General features: G+C 39.8%; 22 protein-coding genes. 6 read left to right on the top strand and 16 right to left on the bottom strand.

Features of this window, described 5'->3' with window-relative positions:
- Positions 1-243 precede the first annotated feature (243 nt).
- The 4 genes from rlmD to H538_RS0120175 all read right to left on the bottom strand — a co-directional run bounded on the left by rlmD (position 244) and on the right by H538_RS0120175 (position 4,715).
- Positions 244-1,635, bottom strand: coding sequence for a 23S rRNA (uracil(1939)-C(5))-methyltransferase RlmD (gene rlmD / locus H538_RS0120190; RefSeq protein WP_245595286.1), 1,392 nt, complete (start codon positions 1,633-1,635; stop codon positions 244-246).
- Positions 1,636-1,733: 98 nt separating this feature from the next.
- Positions 1,734-2,540, bottom strand: a complete 807-nt coding sequence (gene pdaA, locus H538_RS0120185) for a delta-lactam-biosynthetic de-N-acetylase (RefSeq protein ID WP_026679106.1) — start codon at positions 2,538-2,540, stop codon at positions 1,734-1,736.
- A 289-nt stretch (positions 2,541-2,829) separates the two neighbouring features.
- A complete protein-coding gene (locus H538_RS0120180) occupies positions 2,830-4,371 on the bottom strand; it encodes a fumarate hydratase (protein ID WP_026679105.1) in 1,542 nt (513 codons plus the stop codon).
- A 134-nt stretch (positions 4,372-4,505) separates the two neighbouring features.
- On the bottom strand, positions 4,506-4,715 hold the full coding sequence (locus H538_RS0120175; protein WP_026679104.1) for an SE1561 family protein: 210 nt from the start codon (positions 4,713-4,715) through the stop codon (positions 4,506-4,508).
- Between the two features lie 188 nt (positions 4,716-4,903).
- On the opposite strand from H538_RS0120175, the gene yfkAB reads away from it, so the two are divergent.
- Positions 4,904-6,013 (top strand): radical SAM/CxCxxxxC motif protein YfkAB, encoded by a 1,110-nt coding sequence (yfkAB, locus tag H538_RS0120170; protein WP_026679103.1) that lies wholly within the window; start codon positions 4,904-4,906, stop codon positions 6,011-6,013.
- A 119-nt stretch (positions 6,014-6,132) separates the two neighbouring features.
- On the top strand, positions 6,133-6,453 hold the full coding sequence (locus H538_RS0120165; protein ID WP_026679102.1) for a winged helix-turn-helix transcriptional regulator: 321 nt from the start codon (positions 6,133-6,135) through the stop codon (positions 6,451-6,453).
- Between the two features lie 34 nt (positions 6,454-6,487).
- Here the strand turns inward: H538_RS0120165 and H538_RS0120160 are convergent, their stop codons facing one another.
- The gene (locus tag H538_RS0120160; protein WP_026679101.1) at positions 6,488-7,285 is read right to left on the bottom strand and encodes a YfkD famly protein; all 798 of its coding nucleotides are present in this window, start codon (positions 7,283-7,285) and stop codon (positions 6,488-6,490) included.
- A gap of 124 nt (positions 7,286-7,409) precedes the next feature.
- Here H538_RS0120160 and H538_RS0120155 point away from each other — a divergent pair, with 124 nt between their 5' ends.
- Together H538_RS0120155 and H538_RS0120150 are read left to right on the top strand one after the other, a co-directional pair.
- Complete coding sequence (locus tag H538_RS0120155; RefSeq protein WP_035351768.1) at positions 7,410-8,612, top strand: MFS transporter; 1,203 nt, start codon at positions 7,410-7,412, stop codon at positions 8,610-8,612.
- Between the two features lie 128 nt (positions 8,613-8,740).
- Positions 8,741-9,190: a TlpA disulfide reductase family protein gene (locus tag H538_RS0120150; protein WP_026679099.1), complete on the top strand. Its 450-nt coding sequence runs from the start codon at positions 8,741-8,743 to the stop codon at positions 9,188-9,190.
- A gap of 102 nt (positions 9,191-9,292) precedes the next feature.
- Here H538_RS0120150 and queC read toward each other — a convergent pair whose 3' ends face one another.
- The 6 genes from queC to H538_RS0120115 all read right to left on the bottom strand — a co-directional run bounded on the left by queC (position 9,293) and on the right by H538_RS0120115 (position 14,754).
- On the bottom strand, positions 9,293-9,964 hold the full coding sequence (gene queC, locus H538_RS0120145) for a 7-cyano-7-deazaguanine synthase QueC (RefSeq protein WP_026679098.1): 672 nt from the start codon (positions 9,962-9,964) through the stop codon (positions 9,293-9,295).
- Between the two features lie 3 nt (positions 9,965-9,967).
- Positions 9,968-10,699: a 7-carboxy-7-deazaguanine synthase QueE gene (locus tag H538_RS0120140; RefSeq protein ID WP_026679097.1), complete on the bottom strand. Its 732-nt coding sequence runs from the start codon at positions 10,697-10,699 to the stop codon at positions 9,968-9,970.
- Positions 10,689-11,168, bottom strand: coding sequence for a 6-carboxytetrahydropterin synthase QueD (gene queD / locus H538_RS0120135; protein WP_026679096.1), 480 nt, complete (start codon positions 11,166-11,168; stop codon positions 10,689-10,691). Before queD ends, H538_RS0120140 begins: the two co-directional genes overlap by 11 nt.
- Before the next feature lie 236 nt (positions 11,169-11,404).
- Positions 11,405-11,893: a VanZ family protein gene (locus H538_RS24655; RefSeq protein WP_081412740.1), complete on the bottom strand. Its 489-nt coding sequence runs from the start codon at positions 11,891-11,893 to the stop codon at positions 11,405-11,407.
- Between the two features lie 123 nt (positions 11,894-12,016).
- The gene (locus H538_RS0120125; protein WP_026679095.1) at positions 12,017-13,648 is read right to left on the bottom strand and encodes an acetolactate synthase large subunit; all 1,632 of its coding nucleotides are present in this window, start codon (positions 13,646-13,648) and stop codon (positions 12,017-12,019) included.
- Positions 13,649-13,878: 230 nt separating this feature from the next.
- A complete protein-coding gene (locus H538_RS0120115) occupies positions 13,879-14,754 on the bottom strand; it encodes a YihY/virulence factor BrkB family protein (RefSeq protein WP_026679094.1) in 876 nt (291 codons plus the stop codon).
- 209 nt (positions 14,755-14,963) lie between these two features.
- On the opposite strand from H538_RS0120115, the gene H538_RS0120110 reads away from it, so the two are divergent.
- Positions 14,964-15,230, top strand: a complete 267-nt coding sequence (locus H538_RS0120110) for a GlsB/YeaQ/YmgE family stress response membrane protein (RefSeq protein WP_026679093.1) — start codon at positions 14,964-14,966, stop codon at positions 15,228-15,230.
- Between the two features lie 42 nt (positions 15,231-15,272).
- On the opposite strand, the gene H538_RS0120105 is transcribed toward H538_RS0120110, so the two are convergent.
- Positions 15,273-15,743 (bottom strand): low molecular weight protein-tyrosine-phosphatase, encoded by a 471-nt coding sequence (locus H538_RS0120105; RefSeq protein ID WP_026679092.1) that lies wholly within the window; start codon positions 15,741-15,743, stop codon positions 15,273-15,275.
- Positions 15,744-15,971: 228 nt separating this feature from the next.
- Here H538_RS0120105 and H538_RS0120100 point away from each other — a divergent pair, with 228 nt between their 5' ends.
- Positions 15,972-17,078, top strand: a complete 1,107-nt coding sequence (locus tag H538_RS0120100) for a response regulator aspartate phosphatase (RefSeq protein WP_026679091.1) — start codon at positions 15,972-15,974, stop codon at positions 17,076-17,078.
- Positions 17,079-17,114: 36 nt separating this feature from the next.
- Here H538_RS0120100 and H538_RS24650 read toward each other — a convergent pair whose 3' ends face one another.
- The 4 genes from H538_RS24650 to H538_RS24645 all read right to left on the bottom strand — a co-directional run.
- Positions 17,115-17,615, bottom strand: coding sequence for a Rok-like winged helix domain-containing protein (locus H538_RS24650; protein WP_051291593.1), 501 nt, complete (start codon positions 17,613-17,615; stop codon positions 17,115-17,117).
- A 186-nt stretch (positions 17,616-17,801) separates the two neighbouring features.
- Positions 17,802-18,863, bottom strand: a complete 1,062-nt coding sequence (gene rsgA, locus H538_RS0120090) for a ribosome small subunit-dependent GTPase A (RefSeq protein WP_026679090.1) — start codon at positions 18,861-18,863, stop codon at positions 17,802-17,804.
- Between the two features lie 361 nt (positions 18,864-19,224).
- Positions 19,225-21,576 (bottom strand): immune inhibitor A domain-containing protein, encoded by a 2,352-nt coding sequence (locus H538_RS0120085; protein WP_081412747.1) that lies wholly within the window; start codon positions 21,574-21,576, stop codon positions 19,225-19,227.
- Between the two features lie 238 nt (positions 21,577-21,814).
- Positions 21,815-22,133, bottom strand: a 319-nt coding sequence (locus tag H538_RS24645; protein WP_035351753.1) for a hypothetical protein, incomplete at its 5' end; no start/stop codon positions are given.

The raw sequence follows: 22,133 nt of genomic DNA, 5'->3' as shown, positions 1-22,133 counted from the left end.
CTGTAGCCCGAGCTTCAGGTCTTTTACCGGAATAACGTTAATATCCTGTGGATAAAAATTTCCACACAGTGTGAGTAATGTGGATATTTTGTCGAAACGGCAGGTAATTTGTCATAGTTCACTTATTTTTATAGGACTTATTAATGGTATATTTACAAATATATTCACAAATTTGTGGATAACATTGTGGATAGTGTGAATATATCTGAATTTTTTCATTGAAAATTATTTTATTAACATTTCTTATTTCTCATTCACCAATGAACAAACCACTTCAACATGCGCCGTATGCGGGAACATATCCACAGGGGTAATCAATTCGAGCTTAAATCCTTTTGTTATCAACATGTGGACATCTTTTGCGAGGGTTGACGGGTTGCATGATACATAAACCATTCGTTTTGGTTTGATCTGTAAAACCGTTTTTAAAAAAGATTCCTCGCATCCGGTTCTTGGTGGATCGACAATGATACAGTCCGGGCGCCAGCCTTCCTTTACCCATTTTGGCAGCCATTTTTCTGCTTTTCCCGTTTCATAAACCGCGTTGTGGATGCCATGTTTTTTTGCATTTTCTCTCGCATCTATTATCGCCTCTTCAATAACGTCCATGCCACGGATTTCAGCCGCATCAGGGGCGAGCCAGAGGCCGATTGTGCCTACTCCGCAATAGGCATCAACAATTTTTTCTTTCCCTGTTAATCGGGCTGCTTTTTTCACTTCATCATATAGTTTCACCGTTTGCTTTGGATTCAATTGAAAAAAGGCTCTCGCCGAAAGCTCAAATGACAATTCCCCTAGCCTTTCCGTAATCGTTTCCCGTCCTTCAAGCGGAATTGTTTTATCCCCAAAAATTAATGATGTTTTTTTCTCATTGACGTTTTGCAAAATCGAAGTAACTTCCGGGAGGCGCTTTTTGATTTCAGAAATGACCAGCTCTTTACGCGGAATTTTTTCTTGAGTGGTAATCAGCACTAATTGGATGTCTCCCGTTTCAAAAGCGGTTCGAACGACGATCGTCCGTACGATTCCGCTTCGTTTTCGCTCATTATAAATCGGAATATTTAAATCCTGTAGAATTTGTTTTACAACATTGGTTACACGGATTGTCTCTGGATGCTGCACCTTACAGTTTGCCAGGTCAATTAATTGATGGGAACCAATTCCATATAGCCCGGCAATGACTTTTTCCTTTTGTTTGGCCACCTGAAGCTGGCTTTTGTTTCGGTACTCCCACGGATCATCCATTCCGATCGTGGGCTTTAACGGCAATTGATCGTGCTCCATATTTGTATACCGTTCAAATGCCTGCCGGACAATATCTTGTTTTTCTTTTAATTGGGCAGCGTAATTTAAATGCTGCAATTGGCAGCCGCCGCACTGTTCATAGATGGGGCACGGCGGAGCCACTCTATCTTTTGAGCGCTTGCGGATTTTTTTCACTTTTGCTTCCGCGCGGTTCGGATAAACTTTTTGAATTTCAGCGACAACTTCTTCTCCAGGAAGCGCACCCGGTATAAAAACAATTTTTCGTTTAAAAAACCCGACGCCTTCTCCATTAATGCCAAGCCGTTTGATCGTTACAGGAATGGTTTGACCTGTCTTTAGTTCAACCTCGTTTGCCATATAAACACTCATTTCTTCCTTTTTCTTCGTCACATTATAGCATGTGCAGCAACGAATCAGCTAATGACCTGTTTATAAAAAAAGAAAACGCCCAATGAAAAGACGCTTTCTTATGGATTGATCAGAACCGGCGGAATAGTTTGCCCCGCCCTTAAGTCGTCCAGGCTTTTAAACGTATACCCTTTTTTTCGCAAATCATCGATGATCTTGCCAAGCGCTTCACTATTGTCCCGGGAAACCGAATGAAGCAATAAAATGCAGCCCGGATGAATTTGTTTCATAACGTTTTTATAGGCATATTCCCAGCCACGCTGGCGGTCTCTTTCCCAGTCCAAAAACGCTAATGACCAAAAGACGTGCGTATATCCTAATTTCTTTGCCTCGGCGACCGTCCGTTCACTAAATACGCCTCTTGGCGGACGCAAATAGTGCATATCGGTCTTGCCTGTGATTTTCGTATAATCTTCCTTTACTTTCTCTAATTCTTCTTTCAATCGTTCATTGCTGACCGTCGTCATATCCGGGTGATGGTAAGAATGATTACCGACAATGTGGCCTTCCTTCACCATCCGCTTTATTAAATCCGGATTTGTTTTTAAATAATGTCCGGTAACGAAAAACGTAGCCGGCACTTTTTTTGCCTTTAATGTATTAAGAACGTCATCGGTATAGCCATTTTCATATCCGTTATCAAATGTAAGGTAAATGTCTTTTTTTGACGTATCGCCGATAAACAAACTGTCATATTTCTTGATCAAGCTCAAATATTTTTTATCCGTCGTCGGCGGCACTTCATTTCCTTTTCGTTCAAAATACCATTCGAATCGTTTATTGGAAACGCCATTAGCGGATGCAGTATTGATCGATAGCGGAAACGCAAGAATGAAAACAAATAAAAGAATGACCCATTTTTTCACGATTACTATCACTCCTCTTCTATTTAACCTGCATTTCTTATTTTTCTTTACCGGGTAAAAAGAATTCGAGGGAAAAACTAACATGAGCACCAGTTTATTTTTAAATAATATCAGTTTTTTCAGTACGGAAATCGGTCAATCATTAGCGTATATCGAGCAATTTAAGAAAGGTATCATTCATTTTTTGTATCAATCCATTTTTCCATATGTATCAGTCAATTCGATCTGCATATCAATCAATTTTTTCATAAAAAAACTCGGCGCCTCTCAAACGCCGAGTTTTTCACCATTATTTAAATACTGGTTCTTTAAATTGGGCAAGTTTTTCTAGTGAGGATTTTTCCACATCTTCATGCAAGCTGTTTCCGTGGGAATCCATCGTGACAACGGCAGTAAATCCTTTTACTTTAAGGTGCCACATCGCTTCCGGAATGCCGAATTCCATAAAGTCGACACCTTCTACTTTTTCAAGGCACTCTGCATAATATTGGGCGGCACCGCCAATCGCATTTAAATAAACGCCGCCGTGCTCTTTTAATGCTTGGAGTGTCTTCTTGCCCATTCCGCCTTTTCCGATAACGGCGCGAATGCCAAACTTTTTCATGATATCGCCTTGATAAGGCTCTTCACGAATGCTTGTTGTCGGGCCCGCCGCTTTAACTACCCAGTTGCCTTCTTCGTCTTTCGCCATGACCGGACCGCAGTGGTAAATGATGTGGCCATTTAAGTCAACCGGTGCATCGTGATCCATTAAATATTTATGAATCGCATCACGGCCTGTGTGCATAGCGCCATTAATTGTAACTACATCGCCAACGCGGAGTTCGCGGATTTGTTCTTCTGTAATCGGTGCTTCAAGCACAACAGTGCGCGTTTTTTCTTTTGCTTGTTGTTCTCCGGCTGTGTGATCCTCATTTGAGAAATCAACATCTTCACCTTCTTGATAAAGCCATTCAGCAATGTCTCCCGTATTCGGATCGACTTTTACACCGAGACGGCGGAATGCCCAGCAGTTATAGGCTACGGATACGAAGAAGCTTGCCGGAATCCGGTTCATGACGCCGATTTTACAGCCAAGAAGCGTTGTTTCGCCGCCGAATCCCATTGTTCCGATGCCAAGCTTGTTTGCGTTTTCCATTACATATTCTTCTAATTTGCGAAGATCTTCGTTCGGATTGACGTCATCAGCAGAACGGAATAACATATTTTTCGCAAGTTCATAGCCGGATGAACGGTCCCCGCCGATTCCGACACCGATAAAACCTGCGCTGCAGCCCTGTCCCTGCGCCTGGTAAACAGAATGCATAATGCATTTGCGAATGCCGTCCAAATCACGACCGGCACGGCCAAGTCCTTCTAATTCACAAGGAAGGCTGTATTGAATATTTTTGTTTTCACAGCCTCCACCTTTTAAAATAAGGCGTACATCAATGTAATCTTCTTCCCATTGTTCAAATTTAATGACAGGTGTTCCCTCCCCGAGGTTATCCCCGCTGTTTGCCCCTGTTAATGAGTCAACAGAGTTCGGGCGTAATTTCGCATTTTTCGTCGCTTCGGCAATCGCGGCAAAAATCGCCTTTTTCATTTGGATTTGATTCACATTCACAGGAACCTTAATTTTAAACGTCGGTAGCCCTGTATCCTGGCAAATTGGTGAAACGTTTTCATCCGCCATTTTAATATTGTTTGTGATCGTACTTAATGACATCGCCGCACGCGTTCCCGCATTCTCTTTCGCTTTAGCGCGAGCGATGGCTCGTCTGACGTCTTTTGGCAGCTTAGTAGACGTTTCAACGATTAACTTATACATGCTCTCTTGAAACTTGTCCATTTCTCCATAACTCCCTTGATTTCGTTATCTAAACCTTTTCTATTATAACAAAAAAATCCGACTTCTTGACAAAGAACGGATTTGGAAATGTATGTATAAACTTCTGGCATCTGGTTTAGCAAGAAATGCGTGTTTTAACGCATTTCTTGCTGAGCTGCCTCTCCCCAATTAATTCGGAATTGCTTGCATTTTGTTTCAAGTTCATCCAGCATCCCGATAATTCTGTCGATTTCCTCGACTCCGGCAGTTTCCGCATCAATCGAATCAAGTACTTTAAGAAGCATATCGACCCGATTTTTAATATATTCCTTTTGCATTACTTTATCTTCAATCGATTTACCCAAACTGTTCTCTCCTTTCATTGTACCTGTTATAGCGTAACAAACCATGTTACCCTTGCCAACCGTAACTTTTCTCTTGCCAACGGCCACTTTTTCTTTTGTCTAACTTGTATTATGATAAGCTATGGTCTTTAAAAACTGCCAGCAAGAATAAAATAAAACACGTCAATCTTTTTAAAGGAGTTCTTAACATGCAAGTAAAAACACCGATTTCGCCTGCGTATGACCCGTGGGAAGCATATATGGATGTTGAGCAATTCGGATCGATGCAATTAACGAATATTGAAGTGACGACGACAACTTTGTGCAATATGCGATGCGCCCATTGTGCCGTAGGCTATACATTGCAAGTAAAAGATCCTGAACCGCTTCCACTTGAATTATTGATCAAAAGGCTTGATGAAATTCCTTTGCTTCGCGCTTTTAGTATTACCGGAGGAGAGCCGATGTTGTCAAAAAAATCGGTTGAATCTTACGTTTTGCCTCTTTTGAAATATGCACGGGAGCGCGGGGCACGCACACAGATCAATTCAAATTTAACATTAGAATTGTCACGCTATGAGCAAATTATTCCTTACCTTGATGTATTACATATTTCCCATAATTGGGGAACGGTCGAAGAATTTGCGAATGTTGGGTTTGCTGTTATGGAGAAGAAGCCTTCTTTTGAGCAGCGTGCCGCTCTTTTTGAGCGGATGACAACAAACGCCCGTGAGCTTTCTAAGCGGGGCGTGGCCATTTCGGCTGAAACGATGCTAAATAAAAGCACCGTTCCGTATTTGGAAAAAATACATCAGCACATCATTGAAATGGGCTGTATAAGACATGAAGTTCATCCGATGTACCCGAGCGATTTCGCAAGCGGCTTAGAAGTTTTAACGTTAGAGGAAATGAGGGAGGCCATTCACCGTCTTCTTGATGTTCGCAACAAAGATGTATGGATGCTTTTTGGAACATTGCCGTTTTACGCATGCTCGTCGAATCAAGAAGATTTAAAGCTTTTACAACGATTGTTTAAAGAACCCAATATTACGGTTCGCAACGATCCTGATGGGCGTTCAAGACTGAATATCAATATATTTGACGGTGAAATTATCGTAACCGACTTTGGCGATACCCCTTCACTTGGCAATATTCGAGATACCTCTTTGATGGATGCGTATGCGAAATGGTCAGAAAGCAAGACCGCCAAAAGCTTAAACTGCCATTGTCCAAACGTAAAATGTCTTGGCCCGAATTTACTAGTGAAAGATACGTACTATAAAGATGTTGATTTTTCCAAATTGTCATCCCATCTTTAAATGATTTTAATATCACTTTACAAAAGTAAGTTTAAAGAGTATCATCATAGGAAAGACTACCTATAATTAAAAACGTTCATGCAATAAAGTTTTTATCGTAGCAATTTGAGGTGATCATGATGGATTACAATTGCATGTGTCCCAAATATGAAGCAACCGTTGAAATTCTCGGAAAAAAATGGACAGGATTAATCATCCGTGTATTGCTTGGCGGAGCGAAACGATTTAAAGATATAAAAAAACAAATTCCAGAGATGAGTGACCGAATGTTAACGGAGCGAATGAAGGAATTAGAAGCTGAAGGAATTGTAGCACGCAACGTCTATCCGGAAACTCCCGTCCGTATTGAGTACGTGTTGACGGAAAAAGGAAGTTCCCTTAAACCGGTCATCGATGCCATTCAGCAATGGGGCGAAAATTGGATAGAATGCAAAGAATAAACCAGAGTCGGACTTGTCCACTCTGGTTTATTTTTCACATGCTCGAAGGATGGTATTTAAATGAAATATGTTCCTGGATCGGAATATAAGCTCCGATTCCCTGTTGCGTTACGTTCTGAACTTCAATTTTTCGCTTGCTTCCTTTTAAAACGATGTAAACTTCTCCATACGTTACCCGCCCTCTTTCATTTACAGCAGGGACGTACGCATATAGATATCCGACTTGTTTTGGCGAAACATGATAACTATTATTTTTTTTCGTTCCTCCCCCGACCGTTGTTTGGAAGGAAAGAGGCAGTTTCGTTTTTTCTGCGGCAGCAATCATCATCATCTTTTTCACCGCATCACTGTTTGGAATGTTAGCCGTTAGGCCTCCTGATATACGCTTATGGGCTTGCTGAACATAGTGCAGTTTTCCAGCCGTTTTTCCGCCGCGGTTGTCCAGACGATTCACATTGATTTGTTGATATTCCCAATTCGCACTCGTTTCCGTCGATTGATAAGATAGCGGCCATTGCCCAAGATAAATTTTCGCACGATATCCGATAGCAATCTTTGAAGGAGAGATGCTTGACTCGTTTAAAATTCGGATTAAGTCCGGGTTGGTGATCGGAACATTCGATGTTTTCAACATTTCCTTTGCCAATTTGCTCGGCTCGAGATACGGCAAATCTTGAGCGGAATTAGGATACGTATTTTCCTTTGAAATGCTTACAACCGAATTCGGAATTTTTATTACAGTATTTGTCTTTACAGCATCTTTCTTTGCAAAAGCTTCCATAGGAAAAATGATAAACAAAATCAAACATAAACTTACGCTTAACTTTTTCATGTGCTCCTCCTTTCATATTCCTATTTTTTTCACTGTGAAAAAATTTATCCATTCTAAAATCTTGTAAGTCATAAATGTCACCGATAAACTGGTTAGTAGATATCTTTCGCCTGAGGAGAAAAAAATGATCAATTCTCAATTACAACATCAACCTTCCGTTAAAAAAGAATATTTTCGGTTTTGGATTTTAATTAGTATTGTGGCAATTTCCGGTTTTTCACAAGGAATGCTTCTTCCGCTTATTGCCGTAATTTTTGAAAAAAGCGGCATCTCTTCGTCTTTGAATGGTTTAAATGCAACTGGACTGTACGTCGGCATCCTGCTGATTTCCCCATTTATGGAACAGCCATTAAGGAAATATGGGTATAAGCCTGTCATTATAGCTGGAGGATTCCTTGTTTTTTTAGCTCTTGCTCTTTTTCCATTTTGGAAATCATTTTTATTCTGGTTTGTCTTGCGCCTTTTGATCGGCATAGGCGATCATGCCCTTCATTTTAGCACCCAAACATGGATTACGTCATTTTCACCTGAAAACAAAAGAGGTCGGAATCTTTCGCTATATGGATTGTTTTTTGGGATCGGTTTCGCGACAGGGCCACTGTTGACACCACTTGTCAAGATTAACGAATCGCTTCCTTTTATTTTATCCTCCGTACTCTGTTTTTTAGGATGGCTGTTATTATTCACATTGAAAAACGATTATCCCGAGCAAGAGGTTGCCGTCCATTCCTTAAAGGAGACGATAAAGCGTTTTTCAAACGCATGGAAATATAGTTGGGTCGCTTTTTTGCCACCATTAGGCTACGGATTTTTAGAGTCGTCTTTAAATGGGAACTTTCCTGTTTATGGGCTAAGAATAGGGTTTGACGTCGGGCAGATTTCAATCCTGCTCACCGCCTTTTCAATTGGAGGCATTATCTTTCAGCTCCCACTTGGCATACTTAGTGATAAATTGGGCAGGCGTACGATTCTGTCTTCTATCCTTTTTCTTGGCTTTGTAACCTTTACCATCGCAAGCTTTTTAGAACATTCGCAAACCGGGTTGACCATTTGCCTTTTTGCCTCCGGAATGCTTGTCGGTTCTACGTTTTCACTCGGGATCAGCTATATGGCAGATTTAATGCCAAAATCTTTATTGCCGACCGGAAATTTAATGTGCGGCATATTTTTCAGCATCGGAAGCCTGGGTGGTCCTTTTATCGGCGGCTTATTTATCCAGTTTTTTAAAAGCATTAGCTTTTTCCATATTATCGGCGCCATTCTTTTCCTTCTTTTTGTCGCCATGATCTCATTTCGGCAAAAACGTTTGTATCAGGCAGTCGAGTGATAAAATAAGCTCTTATTGATTAAGCTAAGCATGTCCATTGACTTTTTCCTATTGCTTTCCTATAATTAGAATAGACTTTAGTTAATAATAATTATAAATAACTTTTCAGATAAAAAGGAGAGATAGTTGTGAAATTGCGCGATCAAATGCCTGAATTAAATGGAGCAACAAAATGGTTAAATGGAGAGGTAACGAAAAGCGATTTAATTGGAGAAAAGCCGACTCTCATTCATTTTTGGTCCGTCAGCTGCGGTTTATGTAAAGAAGCAATGCCAAACATCAATGCTTTCCGAGATGATTATAAAGATGAATTAAATGTGGTTGCCATTCATATGCCTCGTTCGGAAAAAGATCTTGATATCGACCAGGTCGTTGAAGTTGCGAAAGAACATGGCATCACCCAGCCGATTGCCGTTGATAATGAACACAACATTGTTGACGCTTTTCAAAACGAATATGTGCCTGCCTATTATGTATTTGATAAAGACGGTATGCTCCGTCACTTCCAGGCTGGCGGAGAAGGGATGAAAATGCTCACGAAACGCGTCAACCGCGTACTTGGAAAAGAAACGAAATAATAAGAAAAGCGTAAGCGACTCGAGGGGCTGGGCGCACGCTCACCATTACCCGCTTTCTTACCTTTCAATAGTAAAAGGCTGCAGAATTGCAGCCTTTTACTATTATTTTTTATAAGCAATTGGATCTTTGGCGCCCGCCTCTTGAAACCCTTTCAATCTGAGCAGGCAGCTGTCACATTTGCCGCACGCTTCTTCCTCTCCGTTATAGCATGACGTCGTCAGCTCGTACGGGACATTTAAACGAAGGCCGGTTTCAATCGTTTCCTTCTTTGTCATAGAAATAAGCGGCGCTTTAATGGCTATCTTCTCCCCAGTCGTTCCTGCTTTCGTCGCCAGGTTAATAGTTTCATTCATGCTCTGAATGAATTCTGGCCGGCAGTCAGGATAGCCGCTATAGTCAACGGCCGATACGCCAATATAAATCGCCTCCGCACCGATGACTTCCGCATAGGCGCTGGCAAGTGCGAGAAAAATCATATTTCTTGCCGGAACGTACGTTACTGGAATTTCGTCACTTACTCCCTCAGTGGGGACTTCCAACGTTTCATCCGTTAAGGCACTTCCGCCAATTTGATTCAAGAAATTGATATTAACAATTATATGATCTTTAACATTGTAATACTGTGCGATTTTCTGCGCCTGGATCACTTCACGGTTGTGGCGCTGACCGTAATGAAACGTAATCGGATAAAGATCATATCCTTCTTCCTGCGCAATTCCCATACATGTTGTGCTATCTAAACCACCGCTTAAAACAATGACAGCTTTTTTCATACGTCAAACTCCTCTCTCATCGGGATGCCAGATAACTTTATGCAGCTGCATGCTTACTTTCACGTCCGGAAGCGGCTCTCTCAGAACTTTTTCCACAAGTTTTCTCGGAGGCATCGTTTCCCAGACCGGGCTAAAGAGCACCTGGCCATACTCATGGTAATTCCGGACAACATTTACTGCAATTTCGAAGTCTTCATCGCTTCCGATGACAAACTTTATTTCATCCTGAGGCAATAATTCTTTAAAATTTCCTATGATCATTTTTTCCATTTCACCGGATGCCGGCAATTTATAATCCATTACAAAACGCATTTTTTCAGAAAGCTTTTTATGATTGGACCTGAGTTTCTGAAACGGCTTAATGTCAATCGCCCCATTCGTTTCAATATGGATATCGATGATCGAATCTAGATCAGCCATCGCAAGCAATAGAGCCGCCGATTTTTCCCGGTGAATTAACGGTTCGCCACCTGTAAAACAGATTCGTTTCGCGTTATATTGCTTGATTTGATCTACAATTTCCTCAATTGATGCTTCAAATTCCGGTTTTGCCGGGGCATAACTGTATGTCGTATCACACCAGGTACACCGCAAATTACAGTGGAATACCCTCACGAATATGGTAGGGAATCCGGCTGCCATCCCTTCTCCTTCGACCGTTTCAAAGATTTCAACCATCGGAAGGCTCCATTTCATGTATGTTTCTTTTGCCGGGAGAGTAAAGTTACGATTCATTTTCTTCCATCCACTCCCGTTTTAATGTTGCATAGCTTGTAGGTGTTTCATATAAAACAAGTTCTTCCAGCCTGAGACCGGTTTTATCCAACCCTTCTTCAGCCAATTTTCGATCAAGTTCCTCCCACATCCAGACAATCATATTCTCGGCTGTTGTGTTCATTTTCGGCAATACTTCGTTTAAATAACGATGATCCAATCTGCTCTCAATCACCTCTTTATATATTCGCTTTACGTCGGTGAAATCAATCACAAGCCCTCTTTCATCGACAAAGCCGCTGATTGTTATAATAAGCTTATACGTATGTCCGTGAAGGCTTTTGCATTTTCCTTCATAACAGTGAAGATGGTGGGCAGCGTCAAACGTGAATTCTTTTGTCACTGCTACCCGTTTACGGTGATATTTTAATTCGTTGCGTCTTATGTCCTGACCTAATTGTTGAACTTTTTTCGGAATTTCAAAGTTCATTGAAACACGTCCTTTCGAAAGAACGTGAAAAATAAAAAAACTCCCAAATACATCAATGTACCTGAGAGAGTGAAAGAAAAATAAAAGGTGGTTCTAAATAAAGATGTCCGCCTTTATCTGCAATTATTATTTTTCACGCTCCCTAGTTTTGTTTAAAGAGGGGTGGGAATTTCGAACCCTCCGTTTCAATTGCTTTATTATAATAACAAAAATAAAAAAGAAATAGAAGCATAAATTTATTTCCGTTTATATTTGAATAAATTCCGCTCGACTACTCGATAAATAAAACGGCAAACTTTAAACAACATAAGTCCAACTAACGTCCCTAGCCCATTTAATAAAATGTCATCAATATCAAAAATTCTCTCGAAATATTTATATTGCAAAATTTCAATTATAGAACTTGTACCGAAACCGATAACGATCATCACTTGCCAATTTGCAAACCATCTACTGATGAGAGGGAGTAAAAAACCTAATGGGAAAAAGAGAAGAATATTGCCAATTATATTTTTAAAAATCAACCAATAGCTGCCGCTTCGCCACATCAGCCGAATGCTATCAAATAAAACAAGGTTGAATGATTTACCGTAAACGTAATGGTTGAATGTAAACAGGGTCGTATAAATTAAAATTGAAAAATAAATAAAAAATACGAAAAAACTGTAGTTTCTCCATTGCAAGCGAACTTTCTTCCCATTATATGATGTATTTCCTGCACCCATTCATTAAACCCCATTCCAAAACGCATGTCCGATTTAAAAATTTTTTGCACAACAAAAACGCTTTTCAATGTGTGCTATTATAACATATTGAAAAGCGTCCACAAATAGTAGAAAAAAATTATGTTATTGTAATTTTTTCAAGCGCTCGCTTAACCGGAAATTTTCTTTATAGTCATAGGGACACTCAATAATGACTGGTCCTTCATGGGAAAGCGCTTTTTGTAAAGTCGGTTTGAATTCATCAGCTTTTGAAATTTTATACCCTGTAGCACCATAAGCTTTTGCAAGCGCTGCAAAGTCCGGATCGCCAAATTCAATATTTGAAGCTCGATGAAATTCATTCATTTGCTTCCACTCAATTAAGCCATATCTTCCATCACGCCAGACTAAAATGACGATCGGCAGGTTAAGCCTTACCGCCGTTTCAATTTCAGGTGAAGACATGACGAATGAACCATCCCCGCAAACTGCCACTACTTTTCTATCCGGATTTGCCAATTTGGCCCCAATCGCACCTGGAAGCGCAATTCCCATCGTTGCAAGTCCATTTGAAATGATGCACGTGTTCGGTTTAAATGCGTTATAATGCCTTCCAATCCAAACTTTATGGGCACCAACATCGGAAAGTAAAATATCGTCTTCGGCAAGAACTGATCGAATATCTGCTATAATTCGTTCAGGAACCATTGGAAACGCATCACTTTCGACATGCAAGCGGGCATCTTCATCGATTCTTTTTTTTAAGTTGTCATAGAAGGGATCTTTCTTTTCTTTTCGCTTCACCATTTGGGCAAGACGATCTAAATTGGATTTTATATTTCCTAAAAGGCTCGCTTTTATAGGATAATATCGATCTTTTTCGGCTTCCATTGTATGAATGTGCACAACGGGAGTAAACGTGCTGTTCCATTTTTTCGGACCGTATTCAACCATATCATAGCCAATCGTAATGATAAGATCCGCATGTTCAAACGCTAAATGGATAAAATCTTTTTGCGGAATTCCAGTCGTTTGCAAATGGAACGGATGATCCGCCCGCATTACCCCTTTTGCCATGAATGTTTCGGTAAACGGCGCATTGATTTTTTCAAGCAATGAAGCAATTTCCGTGCTAACGTCTTCCCTTACGACATTTTTTCCAATTAAAACGAGCGGGCACTTTGCCTCATCTATCGCTTTGGCCGCCTCCCGGATACCTACTTCATCCGCAACCGTTGTTACGGATGGAACAATTGCTTTCGGCAGTGGATCCGCTTGAACGGGCATAGCTGCAACGTCTTTTGGCAATTCAATATGCGCCGCTCCCGTTCGTCCGCTTAACGCTTTTAAAAATGCATTTCCAATAATCTCAGGTATTCCTTCAGCCGTTTTTACCGATGAACTCCATTTTGTTACTGGCTTATAAAGTTCGACTAAATCAAAATATTGGTGATACTCTTCGTGCATATTGCTCAATTCAGCCTGGCCAGTAATGGCGACGAGCGGCATTCCGTCCATATTAGCCGTTGCAACACCGGTTACCATATTGGTTGCCCCCGGGCCCAGTGTAGCTAAACAAACCCCAGGTGTACCAGTGAAATAGCCCATCACACCAGCGATAAAAGCACCCCCCGTCTCATGCCTTGTCACAATAAACTGGATAGGTGAATCTTTTATCGCATCCATAAGTTCAAGATTTTCCTCCCCCGGAACTCCGAACATATACTTCACTCCTTGTTTTTCCAAACAACGAAGGAATAAATCAGCTGCTTTCATTTTGCACCTCTCCTTTCATTAACAGTTCATCTTATCTTTCCCTTTTTTACAGACAAAAAACAAGCTGCTTTTATGAGCAGCTTGTTCGTATGTCAATGAAATTTATTCTTTTTGTTTGCGCTTCCGCTTGTTTTATGTTTACTATCGTTTTTATTGTTTTTATTATTATGAGAATGCTTTTTTTGTGGCATTGTTTTTCCCCCTTGCCTTAGGATAACATTAGTATTTCCCTATTTTTTTATTTCAATAAGCCCTTTTTTATAAGCCCGGTCCACTTTAAATTTATGAAAGGTTGCATTAATGACACCGCCCGTAATAATCACAAAAGCCGTTAAATAAAACCAGATCATTAAAACAATGACAGCACCTAAACTTCCATAAGTGGCAGAATAATTAGCAAAATGATCTACATAAAAAGCAAAACCTAATGAAACTAATTGCCAGGCAAGCGTTGCAAAAACAGCGCCGTACCAGACTTCAGTAAATTTCACTTTTTTACATGGAGCAAAAAAATAAAGAATTGTAAAAATAAAGGAAATAACGACAAAGCTAATAACCCATCGAAAAATTCTCCAATTGTACAGCAGATGGTTTTTCAAATTTAAATGGCCTAACACAAATTGTTCAATCGCTTTCCCGAAAACCGGGAGGGCGAGGGCGATAATGATTGCTAAAATGATGCCAAATGTCAAAAATATTGCTAAAAGCCTCGTTGTGATAAATGAGCGGCATTCTTCAACTCCATACGCGCTATTTATGGCACGGATCATACTGTTAAGCCCAGTTGAAGTTGACCAGATAGTTGCAATAATCCCAAATGATAGCAGACCGCCTTTTCTTTCCGCTAAAATATTTTTTATGTTTTCATAAATAAGATCCATTGAAATACCTGGAAGAAATTGCTTTAAAAAAGCAAAAGCTTCTTGAGGAGTAATAAGAAAACCGGTAAGAGTTAATAAAAAAATAAGAAATGGAAATAAAGACAATAAAAAGTAATAGGCAAGCTGTGCCGATAAATTCGTCACATCTCCGCGTTTCATGCCATGAGTAAACTCAATAAAGAAAGCACGTGGTGAAAGGAAATTTAATTCTTTAAAGACGTTCATTCCATCTCCTCCGAATAAATACGCGTTTTTCGTTAATTTCCCCGCTAATTACATCCTTAAACATTTTCTAGTTCGTTTATTAATGGATTATTTTTTTTCACTTTGGGAAAGTTAACAGTAAACAAATGAACTATTACCATTTGCTAAGCATTTTGATGATTTCAAGGATTTCCCTTGAAATGTGAACATTAATAAAGGAGGAAAATAGTATGACATTTCTTTGGTCATTAATTATCGGAGGTATTATTGGCTGGATCGCAGGTGCTATCATCGGCCGTGATGTACCAGGAGGCATTATCGGAAATATCATCGCCGGGTTCGTGGGTGCATGGCTAGGAACACTAATTCTTGGAGATTGGGGACCACATGTTGCCGGTTTTGCCATTATACCTGCTATCATCGGTGCGATTGTCGTCGTATTTATTGTTTCTGCCATCATGCGTGGTATGAGAACTCGTGGAACTGCGGCAAAATAATCCAAAAGATAAGGCTTCCGTTATTTAACTAACGGCGGCCTTTTACAATTTTTCACGGGCAACAATATCGTTTAAAAGATGATGGCAGCCTTCAGAAACAAGGTCATACACTTCATTAAAATCACCTGTAAAATACGGATCTGGTACATCTTCCTGTGAACATTCAGGTACATAATCAAGAAGCCTTGCGATATGACCTGTAGATTTTGCCCCCGCCATCCGGCGCAAATTTCCGATATTTTCAGCATCCATCCCAATAATATAATCAAAATTCGATAAATCGCTTTGTGAAATTTGGCGTGCTTTTTTTCCCTCAATTGAAATATTTTTTTTCGTTAAAATTTCTCTCGTTCCTTTATGCGGCGGCTCTCCAATATGCCAATCCCCGGTTCCCGCAGAGTCAACAAAAATTTTATCTTCCCATCCTCTTTGTTGAACAATCTTTCGAAAAATAGCTTCTGCCATTGGGGAACGGCAAATGTTTCCAAGGCAAACGAAAAGTACTTTTATCATATGCAATCCCTCATTTCTTAACCAATAAGAACAGTATACCGCCATGTAGAGAAAAAATTAAGATTCTTTTTAGCAAGGTTTAAAATTAGTAAAATAGGGAAAATAATTGATGGCATCCTTAAGTATATCCCCCGCCCAGGAGTATTTTCCCCAATATTCAAAAAACTGACATGTGATACAATTGTCATAGGTACATAGTTTGATAAGTTAAAATTTTAGGGGGATACTATGAATTTTGATGGCGCCAATTCCAATTCTTTAATGGGGTTAATCTATTCCTGGTATGATTATATAAGAGCAAATAATATTGAACAATCGGAACAACTAAAAAAACAAATTGATGAACAGATAGACTGTATAGAAGAAAATCAAACACTCACGATTTATTATTTATTGTTCCACTATCGTTATTACTTGATTAAAAAGGAGTTTTTCGAAGCTAAAACACTTCTTCATAAACTTGAAACGTATAAAGAAAAAATGAGTTCGCACCAATTGTTTTATTTTTACTTTTTTAAAGGGCTTTATTGTTATCATAGAAATAAATTTATTGAAGCATTGAACGATTTTAAACAAGCGAATAAAAATCTGCATTCCATTACCGATCCTTTTCAAATTGCTGAATTTCACTATATGATTGCTTCTGTATATTATCAAATGAGACAAACGAATTTATCGCTTACTCATGCAAAACAGGCCCTGGAAATGTATGAAACGGATGAGCGCCATTATCAAAAACGGGCTCACTGCAGTGTATTAATAGCTTTAAATTACGCTGATGTGCGAAAACTTGATCAAGCTAACTTTTATTATATGAACGCCTTAGAGTTTTCAAAACTAAGCGGAGATCGCTCATTAGAAACTTCAATATATTATAATCTTGGGTTATTATATGCCGAACAAAATGAATCCGAAAAGGCACTTTCTTATTTACAATTTGCGCTTAAAGTTGAAAAAGGAAATCCACTTTACCGCTTAAAGACTTATTTTTTAATGTCGCGTGAGCATTTTAAATTAAATCAAAAAATAAAAGCGATTGATTGGTTAAACAAAGGTTTAATGCTTGCGCAAAAATTGAGTAATCAAGAATATCAAATCAAGTTAAGATTATTAGAAACTTTATTTTTAGAAAAAGAAGAAAGCAGACGGGAAAAGATATTTTTGGAAGGCATTGCTTATTTTCAAAGTGAACAACAATGGCTTGACCTGGAAGAATATGCGATATTATTCGCTAGATTTTATAGGAGAAACAAACAGTTCGAAAAAGCGGTGAAGTACTATGAATTTTCACTTCAAGCGAAGGAAAAGCTTATGGAAAAAGAGGTAATCGATTAAAAAGCGCCCCCTTTAGGTGGCGCTTTTTAATCTTTATTATTCAGCAACTTGAACTTCTTCCTTATCTTCATTTGGAACGAATAAATAATGGCCTCTATACGGCTTTTGAATGTTCGGCTCAAGATTAATAACACGATTCATAAATAACGTGAAATTACTAATTTCGTGTCCTATTTCTTTTTCAATTTCTTTTCTTAAATCTGAACTTTTAACAGCGGAAGTATAATTTTTTAAAATTTTCACTGCAGCAAGAGCGGCATCGTTCGAATTTCCTCTTCTTCTTCCTCTTTTCCCTGGTTTAGCCTGCTCGCTAGCCGGTTCATCATTTCTATTATTTTCCGTACGATGGGCTAAAATTTCTTTAGCACCTTCATTCGCTTCCGACTCTTCCCCATATTGCAACCGTTCCATTTGATCTAACTCTCTTAATCGGTTAAAAATAATTTCTCTTTCTTTTTGAAATTCCCTTGCCAGCCGTTCCTCAGCATCATTCATTTGTTCTAATCTTATTTTTAAAGCTATTCTTTCATCAAACAAGATCGTTCACTCCTATAAAATATATTAAATTTATTTTATCAGAAAAAAAGATAACGTAGAATATAAACTCACTTCTTTTTCTAAAATTATCTTTTAACAAGGTAGCGCTATAGTAGAAAAAAAGAAGCAGTAGATCCTGCTTCTTGTTATCGCTTTACAAATATCTATTTGTACCGGAAAGAATCCCTACTTCCGGTGAAAACGGGTTCTGTCCCCCGCAATCTTTTTCCACTTTGATCTTTCCGCTAACGCAGCTTTCTTATCTTCTTTTCTGGCGAGAAACGCTAATTCTCTTTGTAGTTTCACATAACTGTTATATCGGGATTCATCCAGAATGCCGCTTGCGATTGCCTTTCGAACAGCACAACCGGGTTCATTGTTATGGGTGCAATCTCTAAATCTGCACTCTTCAATTAGTTCCTCAACATCAGAAAAGCTATGGCTGAAACTTCCATCAGCTTCCCATAACTGAAGCTCCCGCATTCCAGGAGTATCAATCAATAGACCGCCTTGTTCAAGCACGATTAATTCCCGATGTGTCGTTGTATGCCGGCCTTTGTCATCTTCCTCACGAACGTCCTTCACCTCTTGTCTTGGCTCACCAAGCAGTGTGTTAATTAACGTTGACTTCCCGACACCCGAAGAGCCAAGCAACGCTACCGTCTTCCCGGGTTTAACATATGGTTCGAGTTGCTCTAGCCCCAACCCCTGTTCCGCGCTAATTGCGTGGATGGGAACACCAAACGCTATCGATTCCACTTCACGAATTTTCTCCGGTACATCATCACAAAGATCAGACTTGCTTAATATGATGACTGGATTTGCCCCGCTTTCCCATGCCATTAACAAATACCGCTCAATTCTTCGGACGTTAAAATCGGCATTTAACGCATTGACGAGAAAAACAGTGTTGATATTAGTCGCCACAATTTGTTCTTCCGTCGTTTGCCCCGACACTTTTCGTGAAAATTTACTCTGGCGAGGAAGGATCGCATGAATCGTCGCTTTTTTCTCATGTGGCCTTGCCGAAATGACTACCCAATCACCAACTGCCGGATAATCTTCCCGGCTCTCGGCCAGATGACGTAGTTTCCCGCTGACCTCTGCAAGAAGTTCCCCTTGCTCGGTAAATACCCGGTACATCCTTTTATGTTCAAGGGCTACCCTTCCTGCTGAAAGCCCTTCTTCATGAAACGGTGTAAATGCTTCTTCAAAAAATGAAGTCCATCCAATTGTCTGTAAGTTCATTATTGATTCCTCCAATGATTTTTATAAAAAATAAAAAGAACCGATTAGAAAATTTCGGTTCTACAGGATATAGGCATCAATCAATGCCCAACTAAAAAACCATGAACCGACGCATTTGCACAGCCCATGGTGAATGTATAAATCAAAGGAGAAACAATAATGTAAACTTTTAAATGAACTTATTCCCCGAAGGCTGTGCTATGAAATTAACAATGAGTGATTGATTTTGAATGTATCCCATAATACATACCTCCTTCGGACAATCTGGTAAGTACTTCCACTATACTATAGTATGCAAAAAGTGTAAAGAGGTTATATAAAAAAGATAGAGCCTTTAACCGAAGTAAAGGCTCTAAAAAATTTATTTATGAATCCATACAGCGCCAGCTGAGTTGTCTTTTGCTTCACCAAGAACCTGGAACTTTAAGCCGTATTGAGGGATTTTGCGGCCAGCATCTGGAATGTCTGCATTCATATATGATTTGGAGTCGTCAAATGTCGTTACACCTTTCAGCCCTTTATAATCAAAGATTCCGCGCGAAGGACTGTTCACATACCACGCCGGCGATTTGTCAAAAGAGAAGGCCGCATCTGAAATCTGGTATCTTGTTGAGTTTGCAATGGTCGGTTTGCCGTTTTTCACACCCCAGATCGCTTCCGGATGTGAATCAACGACACCGAGGAATCCTTCTCCAGGGTGAAGTCCTACCCAGTTGTTGTCAAAACTGTCGTCAGCGTACCAAACAACCATTCCTGTATTGTATTTAACACCGCGGGAGGCATTTAACGATTTGTCTGCTCCGGCATAATTTCTCCATTCTAAATAGTAGTAATGTTTTTTATACTCAATGCCATCTGAAACAATCGCTCCGTTTAGCGTCAATGTTGGCGTTCCTTCCGCATCATCAGAATAAACGGTTTTTCCATCTACCGTTAAAGATAAGTTATCCATCGCAAATCCCTTTAACGCTAAACCAGAATCTGTTACATATTCGAATTTCAATTTCACTTTTTTTCCTGCAAATTGGCTTAAGTCATACGTTTTGTCGATCCATTGCCCTTTTGTTGAATCCGCTCCGTTATCCGTATTTTCATCACCGATCACATCGATCGGCACTTCATTTCCATCATTCGTGATGGCACTGACTTTAAGATAGTCGTATCCGTATTCAACCTCGTATTGTGTTTTATAGTTAAATGCAGCTGACTTAGCATTCGTTAAATCAAATTCCGGAGTCATCATCGTCGTATCAAGATTATTGCCCTTCGTGCTATAGTAATATTTTTGTCCGAAGGCCGGTTCAATTCCTTTAACCGCTTTGTCCGGTAGATTAACTTTCACGATTCCTGGATTGTTAGACTTGGTGACGGATTGGTCAATTACTGAAAAAACGCCCTGTTTCTTTAGTTTAGATGAATCTACTTCCGAAATGTTCGCCCAATTCCCTCCAATCGTTTTCTGGAAAAACTCTTTATTTTGAGGCGAGAAAGAAGTAGGCTCTGTTCCGGCGATATTTCCATTCCAGCTACCGCCACTCATGATCGACCAGGATTCAATCGGTTCTCCGTTGCCGGAATATTGCGTATCATATTCATCCGGGAGCCCTAAATCATGTCCGTACTCATGGGCAAACACACCAACAGCTCCGTCTTCAGGTTCCATCGTATAATCAAATGCGGCTACTTTTCCGCCCCAATAAGAAACATCCGTTGAAGACCCCGGAACGGCATATGGCTGGCTGCCGATTACCCAGCGGTGTGACCAGATCGCATCATCTCCTAATCTACCACCGCCAGCCTCCTGGCCAACTCCCGCATGAAGAATCATTAAGTGATCAATGATTCCATCCGGTTCATTCGTATTGCCATCTCCATCAATATCATATGGATCGAGCTTATCGTATTTTGCCAGATTGATCCCGGCATCGACCGCTGCTTTTAAGCTATCTTTGACTAAGTCTCTCGGACCAAGCGGATCTTTGTTATCATGTCCACCTTCCGGTGAATCATCTCCATAATCCTTTGCCTTTCCGGGCACTGTCAGCCAATTGGAAACATAGCCATCAACCGTGTAGCTGCCTCCTGATTGCTCCTCATAATATTGCTTAAATGTTTTAATTTTGTCTCCATTATAAAGCGTAAAGTCATTATCGCCGAATAACATTTTTTGATAATGTTCGCGGTTAAAGTCATCTGCCCACATATAACCATCTTGTTTATCAATATTGTTATGTTTAAAATCGGAATACTCAACTAACAAAACGAGAACTTCATCCTTGCGTACAGAACCATTGTATTTTTTTTGTTTCGCCGGGTTCACATGGACAAATCCATTATTGGAATCTTTTTTTGGAATCACTCCGTGCCCGTTATTGAGTTTCTTTGTTAATTCCTTTTTTTGTTTAGCGAGAAACGCTTTCGTCTTTTTATCCATATTAATTTTATGCTTGTCCTCTTTTTTCAAGCTTTTAACTGTCTTAATCTGTGAACTGTCAGGAACCTTTTCACCTTTCTTTTGAATATACGCCTGAACAGCCTTTTTCACTTCTTTCGCGGTTGCATCCTTCTTAATTAAACCTCGTTCTTTTAAGGCTTTTGCCAGCCGGTCTTGATCAATGATATTTAAATCGATCGGCGCAGAAGCAAGTGTTTTCCCCGAATGCGAGATGGATTCCTTTTCTTTTGTAAATGCTTGAGGGGCCCAGAGACTCATTGACAAACCTGTAGCAAGTATAGAAGTACCTATTCGTTTACTCCATTTCCCCAATACAAACTCCTCCCTTTCCAAATAATAATAATATTCAGTTATTTGTTGCAATATAAAGGTAACATATTCCTTCTTTTTCCGAATTAAACTTTTTTACTATTAATCAAAAATAAAAATAGGCATAAAGTCCTGACTATCGTTCTAGTAAAAAATCCGGAAGAGAAACTCTTCCGGATTGAAGTAATTATTCGTTTGAAAGAAGCACTGATGTTTGAACAGTAACTCCAGCTTCATCAGTTTTAAATGTTTCAACATCTGTTTCTTCGGCTGCGTTTACGGCTGTATCATTCGCATCAACATTCACGCTTTCACTTGAATCATTTGTTACCGCAACGTTTGTCTGATTTACTTCATTTGCGACCTTTTTGACAGCGGAGTTCGCTGCTGCATGGGCTTTTGCCACTTCGCTTGCATGTTCGGCTGCTTCTGAGTTAACTTTGTTTGCAAGAGAAGAATGAGCTTTCTTTGCCTTTTTCTCTAGCTTAACGGCTTTTTTCTTTGCC

The sequence above is a fragment of the Fictibacillus gelatini DSM 15865 genome, from assembly GCF_000430745.1.
In the GTDB taxonomy this organism is placed as follows: domain Bacteria; phylum Bacillota; class Bacilli; order Bacillales; family Fictibacillaceae; genus Fictibacillus_A; species Fictibacillus_A gelatini.
The sequence above is the reverse complement of the archived record's forward strand: the minus strand, read 5'-3'. Positions and strand labels throughout refer to the sequence as shown.